12 protein-coding genes and 1 tRNA gene are annotated in these 13,797 nt (G+C 55.3%); 9 read left to right on the forward strand and 4 right to left on the reverse strand.

All coding sequences use genetic code 11. From position 1 onward, the window contains the following. Positions 1–48: 48 nt before the first annotated feature. Positions 49–636, reverse strand: coding sequence for a YciE/YciF ferroxidase family protein (locus HDF10_RS08435; RefSeq protein ID WP_183812378.1), 588 nt, complete (start codon positions 634–636; stop codon positions 49–51). A 164-nt stretch (positions 637–800) separates the two neighbouring features. Further along, complete coding sequence (locus HDF10_RS08440) at positions 801–1,004, reverse strand: hypothetical protein (RefSeq protein WP_183812380.1); 204 nt, start codon at positions 1,002–1,004, stop codon at positions 801–803. Between the two features lie 597 nt (positions 1,005–1,601). Between HDF10_RS08440 and HDF10_RS08445 the strand changes: the two genes are divergently transcribed. Together HDF10_RS08445 and HDF10_RS08450 are read left to right on the forward strand one after the other, a co-directional pair. Next, complete coding sequence (locus HDF10_RS08445) at positions 1,602–2,765, forward strand: hypothetical protein (RefSeq protein ID WP_183812382.1); 1,164 nt, start codon at positions 1,602–1,604, stop codon at positions 2,763–2,765. A gap of 432 nt (positions 2,766–3,197) precedes the next feature. Next, positions 3,198–3,347, forward strand: a complete 150-nt coding sequence (locus HDF10_RS08450; protein ID WP_183812384.1) for a hypothetical protein — start codon at positions 3,198–3,200, stop codon at positions 3,345–3,347. 32 nt (positions 3,348–3,379) lie between these two features. Here the strand turns inward: HDF10_RS08450 and HDF10_RS08455 are convergent, their stop codons facing one another. Together HDF10_RS08455 and HDF10_RS08460 are read right to left on the reverse strand one after the other, a co-directional pair. Further along, complete coding sequence (locus HDF10_RS08455; RefSeq protein WP_183812386.1) at positions 3,380–5,440, reverse strand: putative bifunctional diguanylate cyclase/phosphodiesterase; 2,061 nt, start codon at positions 5,438–5,440, stop codon at positions 3,380–3,382. Positions 5,441–5,928: 488 nt separating this feature from the next. After that, positions 5,929–7,296, reverse strand: a complete 1,368-nt coding sequence (locus tag HDF10_RS08460; RefSeq protein WP_183812388.1) for a hypothetical protein — start codon at positions 7,294–7,296, stop codon at positions 5,929–5,931. A 472-nt stretch (positions 7,297–7,768) separates the two neighbouring features. On the opposite strand from HDF10_RS08460, the gene HDF10_RS08465 reads away from it, so the two are divergent. From HDF10_RS08465 to HDF10_RS08495, 7 genes are all read left to right on the forward strand, one after another. Continuing rightward, positions 7,769–7,858: transfer RNA gene (locus tag HDF10_RS08465), tRNA-Ser, on the forward strand. 144 nt (positions 7,859–8,002) lie between these two features. Beyond that, on the forward strand, positions 8,003–9,397 hold the full coding sequence (locus tag HDF10_RS21190; protein WP_183812390.1) for a tyrosine-type recombinase/integrase: 1,395 nt from the start codon (positions 8,003–8,005) through the stop codon (positions 9,395–9,397). A gap of 64 nt (positions 9,398–9,461) precedes the next feature. Next, on the forward strand, positions 9,462–9,683 hold the full coding sequence (locus HDF10_RS21370; protein ID WP_406706008.1) for a helix-turn-helix domain-containing protein: 222 nt from the start codon (positions 9,462–9,464) through the stop codon (positions 9,681–9,683). Between the two features lie 195 nt (positions 9,684–9,878). Further along, entirely contained in the window at positions 9,879–10,586 is a 708-nt protein-coding gene (locus HDF10_RS08480; RefSeq protein WP_183812394.1) for a hypothetical protein, read from the forward strand. A 616-nt stretch (positions 10,587–11,202) separates the two neighbouring features. After that, complete coding sequence (locus HDF10_RS08485) at positions 11,203–11,880, forward strand: tyrosine-type recombinase/integrase (protein ID WP_183812396.1); 678 nt, start codon at positions 11,203–11,205, stop codon at positions 11,878–11,880. Positions 11,881–12,132: 252 nt separating this feature from the next. Further along, positions 12,133–12,363, forward strand: a complete 231-nt coding sequence (locus tag HDF10_RS08490; protein WP_183812397.1) for a hypothetical protein — start codon at positions 12,133–12,135, stop codon at positions 12,361–12,363. A 374-nt stretch (positions 12,364–12,737) separates the two neighbouring features. Then, complete coding sequence (locus tag HDF10_RS08495) at positions 12,738–13,796, forward strand: tyrosine-type recombinase/integrase (protein ID WP_221271546.1); 1,059 nt, start codon at positions 12,738–12,740, stop codon at positions 13,794–13,796. Position 13,797 lies beyond the last annotated feature (1 nt).

Genomic DNA, 13,797 nt, shown 5'->3' on the forward strand with positions numbered 1-13,797 from the left:
AAGAAAGCCCCGCAGCGGCGAGGCTCTCTCTGAGAGTTCTTACCCAGCCTAAGAAGCGCGTCTCTTCAAACCCGCAGCCGCCTGGTTTTCATCTTCACGGCTCTTCTGTGCCGAGTACTTTTCCTTGGCAGACTTGGGTTTCTTCTTATGCTCCGGCTCTTCGGAACTCAGCCTCAGAATCGGCTGTGCGGCCTCGGTAATCTTCGCTGCCGCTGCCAGCTCCTCATTCAGATTCTCCGTCAGCAGGTCGATGACATCTTGCATCCCCAGCGTCTTGGCCATGGCAATCGTCGCCTGGTAGCCCGCGATCTCATAGTGCTCCGTCCGTAACGCTGCGCTAATCAAACCGCAATCAAACGACGCGCCCTCCTCGTCCTTCTCCAAAGCATCTTTGCCCTCTTCAACGATGCCTTCCATCCCATTGCAGTGCTCTCCGGTCGGCTTCGCTTCCAGATGCCCAAAGACCTCCTTCAATCGTTCTACCTGGCCCTTGGTCTCTTCCAGATGCGCAGCAAACAACTCCTTGAGCTTCGCATTCTTCGCGCCCTTGGCGAGCTTGGGCAGCGCTTTCACCAACTGATTTTCCGCACTGTACATATCGCGCAACTCATCCAGCAAAACATCCTTAAGCGGCATATCTCTCTCCTGTGTCGATCTATAGTTTGATCCCGGCCCTACTGCCACTTGAGAATCAACTAGTGAGAGATGCGTTAGTCACGGGAAGTTGGCCGCCAAAACGTTTAAATGTCAAAGGGGCCACGGATCACCGCAGCCCCTTCAAATCCGTTCTGGCTACTGAACTACTTCTTGCTGGACGATGCCGCAGACTTCGAATGCGCATCCGTCGATTTGCCATGCGCCGCCGTCGATGACTCATGGGCCTTCTGCGAGTGTTCGTGCGCCTCAGCCACGTTGCCGGTATCGTGCTTATTGGCTGCGTTGATGTGGTGACCTGCTGCCTCGGTGTGATGCTTTGCAGCATCCATATGTGCTTGTTTAGCCATTGTGTCCACTACCTTTTCTAAGAGCTTCAGCTCTTGATCGGGTACGATGACATCGCTTCAGCCGGAGTTATCCCGCTTCCCCAGGCGCGATCAAACACTCATCCCCAATTATTCATCCGTTCAAAAAATCCGTCTCTCCCGCCGAATGCCGCCTTTCAAAGTCGCTAAATGTGGTGGCCGTAACTTGCGCAACATCTTCTGGGCGAGAAGGCGAGTCAAAAATAATCCAGGAGATCTTCGCCAGATTTGGCGTATGAGTTCTATCCAATTCGCTACAATTAAAGAAGAGATCAACCCAAGGGCTGCCTCCGGCGAGAGCTGGGCAGCCCTTCGCATTTAGCTCACCACAATTCACCACCAACACACCACGAAAGGACCACAACACACCACGGCCACGCATATCGCCCTAACGACGCGAAAAGCCCAAATGCGCCACCGCCGTCGCCCCTAACCCGCACAAAATAAATATTTTAGGCGCAACTCATCTTGATGCAATACCGCAGAGGCAAGGTGACAGGTCGTTCCCACTAAAAATGACATTTCTGATACATGCCCGAGACACTGTAACGGTGGGATCGCTCTATAGTTCCCAAAAAGATGAATCCATCCGTCCATCGGTTTCTGCTTATCTTCAGCATCTGCGCTGCCTGGGAGCTCATCTCCTGGGCTGCAATCTACAAGTATCTGACTCATGGCAAAGCCACCGCGGCCATGTTGCTCGGTATTCTGTTCATCGCTCAGGGAATGCACTGGCTCGATCGACTCAACCAGCAACAACGTCAGATCAGCGTCGGCTGGCTCCTGCTTCTCTTCCTCATTCTCACTGCAGCATTTTCAGTACTCTATCCCATCTCCCCGAAACACACCCTCAACGTTGGTTCTGACCGGGAAGATGCTCTCCGCATAGAACTCAATGCCGTCCACCACCACCAGTACCCTTATGATACCCATACCTTCCTGGGCAACCCGCCTACCCCCCTGCCCGGAGCCATGTTGCTAACCGCACCCTTCTTCGTGCTCGGGCACATTGCCTGGCAAAACTTCCTTTGGCTCGCCCTCTTCTTCGTCTTCGCGATTCGCTTCTTCCGCCACCGTGCAACCGCTCTCTTCTTCCTCACAGTGTTTCTTCTGCTGGCACCTGGAAATCTCAGCGACTTCACCTCGGGCGGCGACTATCTCACCAACTTCTTCTATCTAACAATCGCCGTCGCACTCTTCATTCGGTCGCTTGACCGCGCATTCTATGCCAGCATTGCTGCCGCGCTCTTTCTGGGAGTCACTCTCTCTTCACGCATCATCTATGCGGTTATTCTTATTCCATTGCTGGCGCTTACACTGCAACGCACTTCACGCTCTCGCACCGGAGCATTGTTTGTCATCGTTCTTATCGCCGCCGCCGCCGTCACTCTTCCAATCTTCGCTCCTCATACCTTCACGCGTCTCCTGCAGCAGCTTGACCAAAATGCAGTGAAGCTACGGTACATCCCGAGCGCACTTCATCCTCGCTGGACCCTTCCGCTGCTCGCCGTGTTGGTGGCCTGCACCACCTTTTTTGTGCGCATGAACCTCCCGCGTCTGTTACTCACCTTCAGCATCACCAGCTTCGTGATGCTTGCGCCCTTCGTCGTTTCCTTCGCCCTCCACTCGGAAAAGCTGCGGTACAACTTTGCCTATCTAAGTGTCTGCACCCTGTCCTTCTCTCTGTGGGCACTGTCGCGATACGAGCGCATATCCATGGGCACTTCACATTGCACTGGCTAAAGTTCATAACAGGCTCTAGCCAAAGTTGTGTCCGTAACCTGCGCGAGCTCCCGGGTGAGTCAAAAATAGTTCAAAGAATCTTCGCCAAAGTTGGCGTATGAGTTACATCCAATTCGTTACAATTAAAAGTAAGAGATCCACCCAAGGGCTGCCGGCGGCGAAAGCTGTGGCAGCCCTTCGCATTTAACTCACCACAAATCACCACCAACGCACCACGAAAGGACCACAACACACCATGGCCACGCACATCGCTCTAACGCCGCGAAAAGGCAAATACGCCCGCGGCCGCCCTAACCCACACAAAACAAGTATTTTAGCCTCAACCACCATGGATCCAATACTTTAGCGACACCCCCTCCCGCTAATCCATTGCATCCAATCCACTTCCCCATAAAATACCCCCAGGGGGAGGGCGGTACAAGGAGACGCAGGTTGCAGATCATTGAACCCTTCGACCACGCCGCGTACACGCTTCTCTGCTCAACCCACAGTGACAATCCGCTCATCTTCCTGCTCTGCGGATACGTGCAGGGTTTCGGCCTGCAACAGAGCTGCTGCGCGATTGGCCTGAACCGGACGTGAAAAGAGATACCCCTGCAGGAGATCGCATCCCTTCAAACAAAGCATCGACCTTTGCTCCTCCGTCTCCACTCCTTCCCTACGACCCCCAACTCCATATTCTTCGCCATAGAGATGATGGCCTCAAGGATTGGCAGAGTGCTGTTCGGTTCATGCAGCACCTGGATAAAAGAACGGTCGATCTTCAGCCGATCGATCGGAAGTCTATTCAGATAGTTCAGAGAAGAGTAACCCGTGCCGAAGTCATCAATCGCGATACTGACGCCCAGTCGCTTGAGCCTCTGCAACTGCCGCGTCGATTCAGCGAAGTCTTTAACCACCACGCTCTCTGTTAGTTCGAGCTCCAGAAACACGGGGGACAGCCCTGTCTCCTCGAGAACCTCTGCGACTCGATCGGCGAAGTCCTCGCGAGCGAACTGCATCGAAGAGATATTCACCGCAACCCGTACAGGAGGATGGCCCTCAAGCTGCCATTGTCGATTCTGCCGGCACGCCTCGCGGAGCACCCAGGTGCCGAGCGGAATAATCATCTGGCTCTCCTCCGCTATCGGTATCAGGCGAGAGGGTGGCACCACACCGAGAGTTGGATGAGTAAATCGCAGCAAAGCTTCAAACGCAGCGACACGGCCCTCGCGGTCGCACTGCGGTTGGTAGTGCAACTCAAAGCCTCTATGCTCCAGCGCTGAGGCCATCTCTCCCTCTAGTTCACGACGGTCGCTCAGAGCCTGGTTCAGTATCGGGGTAAACGCACGCGTTCCGTGATTGCCGAACTTCGCCTCGTACATCGCCAGATCCGCATTTCGCTCCAGTTCGTCGGCCGAGTCGCCGTCTTCGGGAAACAAAGAGATCCCGATGCTCGCCGTTATGCTCAACTTCAGATCCTCAAATTCAACTGGCAGCTTCAGAGTTTCGAGCAAAGCCCCGGCCACCCTCTTTGCGTCGGCTCGACCCGGAATGTCTTCAAGAACGGCCATAAATTCATCTCCACCCATCCGAGCGACGGTATCGCTCTCGCGCAGCCGCTTCGAAAGACGTTCGGCAACCTGTCGAAGAACCGAGTCTCCAGCCGCATGCCCATGCATATCATTAATCTGTTTAAATCTATTCAGGTCAATCCAAAGCACCGCAATCGATTTGCCATTTCGTTTGGCCCGGCGAATCGCAGTCGCCAGCCTCTCTTGCCCTAGCAAACGATTGGGCAGCGCGGTCAAACTGTCGTGGTAAGCATGCCGGCGCAACTCCTCCTGCAAGCGGCATCGTTCCAGCACCATCGCCGCCATCTGGCTGTGCGTCTCCAAAAGCTCAAGATCTGCCGGAAATGGTGGATATTGCAGCAGCGCATAGATGGTGAGCGTCCCCAGTGGATTCTTCTCCGGCCCAAAGAACGGAGTCGACCATAACGACTGAATCCCATTGCCGCGCAAAAGTTCGGTCCATGGTCTGCGTTCTGCAGTCAAGTCGGCGAGTATCAGCGCTTGGCTCTGGCTCAACGCTTCCAACTCGGGCACGCCTGTCATTCCGGCCGAGAGTTGCTGCAAATTCCGAATGAGCTTTTCCGGAACATCCGCAGAAGCCTTCAGATGCAGTGCTCCTCCCTCGAGAAGGTGAAGCGCGCATGCCCAGGTCGAGCGATGTCTTGCAAGCACCTCGACCAGAATACGGAAGATCTCCTCCGTGGGCTCATCACGCGCGAGCATTTCGAGCACCTGGTTTCGTCCCCTGTTCAACTGCTCCACCCGCATCCGTTCCTTGACCTCGGACTGTAGCTCTGCGGTACGGGCCTCAATACGGTTCTCCAAAGAACTTCTCTCCTGTCGAAGCTCCATCTCGATCTTCACGCAATGCGACACCTGGAGGCGCATCTCCGGTTTCAGCCAGCCCATGCATAGGATGGTGCTCAATAGAAGCAGCGGCGTCGCTGCGTCCATCCGCTCTACCCAAAGCCGGATCCTATGATTTTTCTGGGCCTGCCTCAGAAACCCTGCCTCCGTCGCATTCGTAGCGGCTCGTTCCTGTTCGAGCAAATGAGCCGTCCCCTCCAGCCCCTGATCGTAGTCAGCAATCCACCTCGCATCGACGACAGGTGATGCCGACAAAGCCGGAATGCCTCTGCCTGACGTGAAATAATAGGCGAGGCCGTCTCAAAGCCCGTGGATGCAGCATCCCCAAGTGTGCGCAGAGAAGACGCGAGCGTAGCTGCCATGCGGCGCGGCGCATCGGTGCCGGAGACTTCACCTCGCGCTCCTCCCATCTGCGTTTTGCAGCCTGTCCAACTGAGACCGGTACAACGTCAGCTCAGCCCTCTGCACCAGAACGGTTGACTTCTCGCTCCGCATCGGGTTCGTACCCAGCAGGCCGCCGATCGAGATTCCCAGTTGTAGTAGAACTAGGGCATAAAATATCTGATTCCCAATCCGCGGGCGCGGCTTCAGTTGATACTTCAGCAAAGGCAAGGAGACTCCCCAGGGAAACAATTCTGGCTACTCTATCGGCCTCGATCGGAAACTCGTAAATAGACGCTGCGTGCAGGTCAACGGAAGGTAACCGAAGCGTGCCAAACAGGGCGCTGCGCTCTGGGCAGAAGCTATGGGGTTGCGTGCAGCGCGTGCGCTTGCTCGAGACGAATTGACTCAGGCGGACCAACCCCATGGTGTCGGCCAAGCACCTCAGCGATACCGGAGTAGAACGGTGAATCTCTCAGCAAAAACCAGCACTCGCGATCGCCCTCCCCATAGCGCCAACCTCTTCGCTGCCGATAAAACTCCGACCCGTAAGAGACCAGCCACAACTCATACCGCGATGCTTTAGCGCTAATCACCAGGTTTCGACTCAGGTTTGGCCATGTCCGGCCTGCGTAATGTGTCTGCCATCCGGGTTGGATCAGGCAGCTCTCCGGCTGATCTGGATGCACCACAATTACATCAACGCGTAGACGTTCGACATCCTCAGGTTGTACAAAGCGATGGGCAAACTCCGGCGTATTCAGGCCCCACGGATCATACGTCGTCCACCCCGAATAGTAGGGCAGAAAACCAGCCTCCGTCGTAATCATGGAGCCATGTTCCGGCATAGTGCTCAACTCCTGGGCAATGTCCTTCGACTCGTTGAACTGCATATCCCGAAAGGTACGAAGCTCGCGGTAGAACGGCATCGCGATCAAAACGAGCCACGCAACGAAGCCAACACCTAACACCGTCCTGCGCGACGACGGTGTTGTCTGCTCCCAATGGACCGCGAGTAAAATAGCGGCCGCCAGCGGCAAATAGTAGAAGAAACGGCCGCCGATATTTTGATCCAGCCGCATCATCCAATAGAACGCCGTCGGAGTCGCGATCAGACTCACAAACAGATATCTTGGTCGCAATCCGCGAAGCAAAACCCCCGGCATCAGAACCGCCGCGTCGAACAGCAGATACTTGAGACTCTGCTGCATCGAATGAGCGACAACCAGCCGCAGCACGCGCCGCGCATCCGACTTCACGAGAAACGGAAGCGGAAAAAGTTCACCAAAGTAATGCACTCTCCACGCGAAGTACGCTATCCCCGGCATCAGAAAAAATGCCGCCACTCTCCCCAGCTCTACCCACTTCTCCTTCGAAGAGACCACCGCGTAAGCCAACAGAGGCAGCACAAAGACCACTCCATCCGGCCTGAACAGGCAGTACACCAGCGCGGCAAGCGAGGCCCAGGCCACTCGTCGCTCGATCACCAGCAGAGTCACCGTCGCAAGTAGCAAAGCATCCGGAAGAACCGCGAACCCCGCTGCCGCCGCGAAGATCTGTGGGAACAGCGCCGCCGATCCTGCGATCGTAAGCACGCGAAGCGTTGAGATTCGAACCCGCGCCATCCGCAGCAAAACCACAGCCAGTCCCAGCAGCGATCCCACATTGACCATAGCCGAGAACCAGTACGGATCGAGGCCAACCTTCATCGCCACGGCAACGAGTGCCATCCACGCAAAATCCGTCGCTCCCTCTGTGCGCGGTCCGCCAGCAAAAAAAGAAATGACACCATGCAGCGCAAGGTTTCTGCTGTAAGCAAACAAGATCATTGCATCTTCTGCAGGAAGAAAATACTTGGGCACAATCGCCAGAAAACTCAGCCCAATTGCGCCATAAATCCCCAGTAGCCACACGAGTGTGCGCTCCGGCCATGCAGGCCTGGCCTCTGGTTCCTCATGCGACGAGTCATCATGAGGCAAGGAGGTCGACGACGATTCCGGTTCATGATCGTGGATTGGGTTCGACAAGTATTGGCTGTCACTTTCTTGTACTACACGATGTTTCATGTGTTGTGCCGCGGCTATCAAGAGTATAGATTCCACAGATCGCCGATGAATCCGCCCGTTGCCCCATAACATTTTGGGGCGAGTGGCGGTCATCTTTTTTTGCGCAATGGCTCGCTGCGTACTAAACTTCAGACAGGGAAGAGTGGCCGAGTGGTTGATGGCTCCAGTCTTGAAAACTGGCGTACCTGAAAGGGTATCGGGGGTTCGAATCCCTCCTCTTCCGCCATTTCCCGAGTTTCGCCCAGAAATCGAGGTTTTCTGCCCTGTGTCACACATCGTGTGACACTTTTTAGCTCCGAGCAGAGAATTTGCGCCCGATACTTCGGTCCGGTCGCCCCTGACGGTATTTACCTTCAGAGGTTGATCTGCCGTGAAGTGTCCCAAGGTAAGTCTGTACATTCGAATCCGTGTGTTGCAGCGCCGCTATAGGTTCGTTCCTGCGGCATTCAACCGGAACGGTTCACTGCGTGCGGGATTTGCCTTGATCAGCGGCAACCCAGTGTCTCATCCGGAGGGCATTTATTACCTCCGCTTCCTGCGTGACGGTAAGCGCATCTGGAAGATGGTTGGCAGCGATGCCGACGCTGCGCTCGCAACCCTCCAGAACATTGAACAAGATCTCCGAGATGTCGCGCTTGGACGCACGTCGCAATCGACGAGTGCGCCTGGCCCTTCGGGCGAACCTCCGCAGCCTTCATCTCAGGTTTTCCTGGCTCCCGCCGTTGATCTATATATCGAGAGGCTTAAGAAACTCGGTCGCTCTTTTAAAACTGTTCGGGAGGCAAATCGAATCCTGGATCTCTTCGCGAGTCAGTATTTGACCAAGGTAATCTCCGAGATCACCTCCGATGACCTCATCTCACATATGGGCTTCTTGCGTAGCCGGGGTCTCAGCGAACGGACGATATCGAATCACATCATCCGCATCACAGCCCTCCTGCGGAAGCACAAGGTCGTAGATCTCCTGGGACACGAGGAGAAACCTCAGTACGATGAGCCGGAGGTGGAGGCATACGACGCGGACCAGCTTAAGACACTCTTTGCCGCCATCGATGACGAGGAGAAGCTCCTGTTTGAGTTCTTCCTTGGCACAGGGCTAAGGGAGCAGGAGGTCATGAACTGCTCTTGGCAAAACATCGACTTCAAAAACAAAGTCGTCAAGGTCAGGTCAAAGCCAATGGCAGGCTTCCGCATCAAAGACAAGCAGGAACGGTCCGTTCCAGTTCCCGATACCCTTATCGACTCCCTGAAGGAGAGAAAACGGACAAGTACCTCGACCTTGGTGTTCCCCGGTCCTGGCGGGAAAGCCAATGGGCACTTCCTTCGACTTCTCAAGGGACTTGCTCTGCACTCGGGGCTTAACTGTGGGGAATGCGTTGGCAAGCCGTACAAGACCAAAAAGGGGAAGTTGAAGCCCGCACGTTGCTGTGCCACACATCCGACCTGCAAAGACTGGGGTCTCCATAAGTTCCGCAAGACGTTTGCGACGCTCCACAACGAGGCCGGGGTTCCTGTGACGACGATCCAGCGCTGGCTGGGCCACTCGGATCTTGCAACTACTCTCCGCTACATCGCAATTGCCGATCTGCGCTCTGAGCGAACCCGAAGCCAGGTGAACGCAACCTTCGCGACCTTCAGGACTGGGCTGCCTATCTCGACGGACGGAATAGAAAACGAAGTTGACGCCCACTCGTCACTTTCGGACCCATCGCAGACTTGCGTGTCGCAATCGCAAAAAGAATCTTGCCACAAATATCGCGCCTAGCTCGCGTCCACGGTATTCACCTTTAGAGCCAATGAAGAGCTTGGCCGAGAAGAAGGGTGAAGACATGAATTTGATTGATCAACTCCGGGAGAGGAAAACCTTTCTCTCCACGGTGGAGGTGATGGACCTCCTCCGCATAACTAGGAACACACTGTGCAATTGGGTCCGCTGTGGCCGCTTGACCGCTGTTCGGGTAGGAAATGCTTACCTGTATGACCCCCAGATGTTGGCGGACTGGCTCGAGGGGCGAACGACTTCGACAGTTAGGCACAGGAGGGGAAAGTGAAGCAGGAACTTGATGCACGCCCCGGTTAGGGGCATCGTGCAGCTTAGAAATTGATGGCGGAAATGTTCCCCAGATTTGATTGGGAGAGCGAAATCTATGTAGCGGCCCTTCACCCTGGGGTATGAGGTCAAGATTCTTCATCCAGTAATTCAGGGCGGGAGGGAACCGGAAGTATTTATCTACAGGAGGCAGTATATGACTACGAAAGCAGCACAGTACGACAGCGAAGTTCGTGGATGTCCGCGAGAAGCAGAAAAGCGGACCCGCCGAAGTTCTGTACCAAAGAAGCCCCGCCCGATGATGTCGCTTGAAGAAGCAAGTGATACGGCAACAGAGAAGGGCAGCGGCGAGGTCATGGCCTACCTGTTGTTTGAGGCCAATCCCCGGAATGGGAAGCGCTACCCCAAGCCGACTTATGAGGATTGGCTTACGTTGCTGGGCGACCAGTGGACCAGGTGCGACCGGGGGATCGGCCTTTTCCAGCCGGAATTGCAAGAGGCCCTTCCCCATCGCGGACCGGTAAGGCTCATGATGACGGATGATGAGAATGCAGCCTACGATGCGCTTCCTGAGGTTGTGACCATCTACCGTGGATGTGATGCTAACTCGGCGTCATTACCGGGGATCTGTTGGAGCTTAAATAAGGACGTCGCCAACCTCCACCCGTTCTTGAGTCGATTTCGGGCAAAGAAGCCAGCGGTGCTCACAGCTTGCGTGCCCAAGCACTGGATTTTGGCCGTCAAGCTCGGACGGAAGGAAGAGGAGATTATTACATTTGCCGCCGACGTGAAGATGATCAGACCAGCGGATCCCGATCGCGCGGACGTGTATCGCGCGATCGGGATCCGCGAGGCAGAAGAAAATGGAGGAGATCTGAGAAGCCAGCGGCCATCGCTGATGTGATTCTCTGGTCGAATCCGAGCAAAGTTGTAAGGGATGCCCGCTCAGACCTTGCAGCGATATCTAACGCACACGGATTTTTCAACCACCACCCTTGCCTATATTGCCGATTAGCCCGACGATCAGGTGCGGGAGACGATCAATGCGACCTTCAGCGGTTTCGGTGGAGGTGCCGTATGTTGATGCCGAACAAGCATAACTCCCGACATCGTCCCTTCGCAGCGCAACCCCCAAAGTCGGCGACGCATCGTCACGGTATGGCCGAGGCATGCTGCGCGAATTCGCCGATTGAATATTCCCCGAATCGCATTGGCCAGGAGAGATCAATTCATATCTGCCTACAGAGGATATTTGCACGATGAGAAATAGAGCGAGAGAACACGGGTTGAACGCAGGAGTCTCCGCCGTCCTCCGCACTCTGCTTACACGTAGCGCCTCCAAAGCCCGGGCGGGTGGGTGATCGTGCTACTGGGGAATTATGGGAAATGTTCCCCAAAATCGATTGGGCGGGCGAGTGTACAGGTGTAGTGATATCCCGAGTGTCGAAACAAACGGGAAACCTAACTCCGATATTTCGGGCGGAAGGCACAGAAGAGGTATCTACCTTTGGAGGTCGTAAATGATGAAGAGAAAAGGAAGCAAGGCAACGAAGAAGGCGGCGGCCATCAGCTCTCAGGCCACTGCACGCATGACAACGAAGCACCCTGCGCAACCTCGGTCGACACATCGCGCATACGCGAACAGCGGCAAGAGATACGCGCTCTCCAATGATCAACTCCGCCATATCTTCGATCTCTTGGAAAAAGATGAGAGCATGCGGGATTTGCGCGAAGTAGCGGCGATCATCTCGAACACGGGTATAAGGACGGGCGAACTGTGTCAGCTTCGCTGGGCCGATGTCGATGTTCACCGGCGTAGGCTCATTCTCGCGAACACGATGAGTGCGTTCGAACGCTATGTACCTTTCGGACCGAAGACCCTTCAGGTTCTGGAAGTGCGTCGTGAACGCGGACCGGAAGCGGAATACATCTTGGGTAGGTCACCTCGGGCCCTCCTCCACCGCGTTTCTCATCAGCTTCGCACCGTTTGCGACAGTATTGGCGTTAGCGAAGTCACACTTCACCTCCTGCGGCGCACGTTCTTTGCACGCCTGGTCAATTCTGGAGCGAGCCTCGACTCGTGCATGATAATCGGCGGATGGAGGTCGCTTTCGACGATGACCAGGTTAATCCCGGGCACGGAGGACTGGTTCAAGTTTGCCGCTCGCAACCAGGCGCGTATTGAGGAGGAGCTGTAACCGACGACCGGGCTGAACTTCGCGTCCACCCAATGAGTGCATGCCGTCGGCAACGCTCGGGACGAATATTACAACTCCTAGGAGTTACGCGACTGGGGTGGACTCGCAAGTGTGCGACGCATGGGACCGCCAGATGCACTGACCTATGCCTCGTTAGAAATATTTTGGGATAATTCAGCCTCGAACCTCTATTTCGGTATTTACCTCCAAGGAAGAAATTCTTCCCGAAGAGTCGATACAGAAAGAGGTTTTATGAGTCTCAGTGCAGAACAACCGCTCGGATTACTACGAGACGAGCGCCGACTCCTTCTTCGAAGTGACATTGAGTCGTTACTTCAGCTGCCGGAAGAGAAGGTTCAACAACTCATCAATACGCGCCAGATCACGGCATTGCGCATCGCTGGCGAAGAACGATTCGATTCCAGGGATCTCGATCAATTGATCGAGTCCTACAAAAGTACTGCCGAGAGGAGGCCCCAATGACGAAAGGCGAGATGATGCCAAAATACGAGGCAGGTGAACGAACCTGCCCAATCTGTACCGCACCTCTTCCCGCCCATCAAGTCTGGCCGGGGGCGAAATATCACTTCTGCGGAAAGCCTGAATGCGCGGTGGTCGTCAAGGCGATAAAAAGTGGTCGCTATGTTGGCTCCAATGAACGCAGGTGCGAGGGTGCTGACTGCAACAACTATGTTCCTGAGGGTAGGTACGGGTCTCGGTCCAGTTACCTCACCTGCTCGGCACAATGCTGGTATCACCGTCACCTAAAGGGGAACCTGGTTCTGACGTGCGGTTGTGGCTGCGGTCAGGATGTTCTGCGACCGTGTAAGCGAAAAACGGCTACCGGACTTGTATTCGTGTCGAAAAGGCATCTGAGCGACTATCTCATCAATAAATATCTGACAGACTGCTGCGGGCCATTCCGAGAGCTTGTCGATGAGTATCTGAATGGCTTCGCCACTTTGCACTATGAAAATCTGGCGACAGTTCGGACTGGGCTCGGTCCCTTCTTCCTGTTCCTGAACGAACAGGGCATCGCTTCCCTTGAAGACGTTGCTCCCAAGACAGTAACCCAATACCTTGTGTGGGCGGAGAAGTCGGGCCGTCGCGGTGCGATTCATGACATTTCAGTTGTCTTGACATTCTTTAAGTGGATGATTGCCGAAGGTCGTCGGAAGGCCGGGAATCCGGTGGTTGGGTTGATTCACAACCAGCGGAAGAAGCGGCGCAGCCCGCGTCCCTACGCAAACCATGAGATCGATTTCATTTGGAAGCTCCTTCGGGAACGGGGTAATTCACGCCTGCGGCTCGCAGCAGCCATTGCCGAGGAAGCCGGTCTCCGTATTAGCGAGATCTGTCGACTGCGTGTCGCCGATATTGACATGGTCCAACAGCGTATCTTTGTTGGCTTACCGACCAAGACAAAACGCGAGCGATTGGCCTTCTTTTCGCACAAAACCGCACAGTGCTGCGACGCCTGGATGCGGGAACGTGACCCCGAGTGTGGCCACGATTACCTGTTCTACAACACCCGAGGGAATATGTTGACGTGTAAAGCCCTCGCCGACGAGTTCAAGCGCGTTCTTTGCACGACATACAGGGGTAAGAAGGTCAACGACACAGGTTTGGACAGGTGGTCGACGCACCGGCTTCGCCATACTATGGCGACTAACCTCGTTTCCGGCGGTGCCGACGCGGCAACGGTGATGGCCGCGGGCGGATGGGTTAGCTTTGACTCGATGGCCGGATACGCCCAGGTCGACCCGGCAGTCTCTCGTCGCGGTTACCAGGAGGCAATGCGCGTTGCCGATGAGCAGAAGCAATCCGTGCCACGCACCAAATCCCTTACTCCTGCGGAACTTCTGAAGTGGCGACAGGTGACAGCTGTAAAGTCGCAATTGGTCGGCGTTCGCTAAC

The sequence above is a fragment of the Tunturiibacter empetritectus genome (assembly GCF_014201375.1).
GTDB classification, from domain to species: domain Bacteria; phylum Acidobacteriota; class Terriglobia; order Terriglobales; family Acidobacteriaceae; genus Edaphobacter; species Edaphobacter lichenicola_D.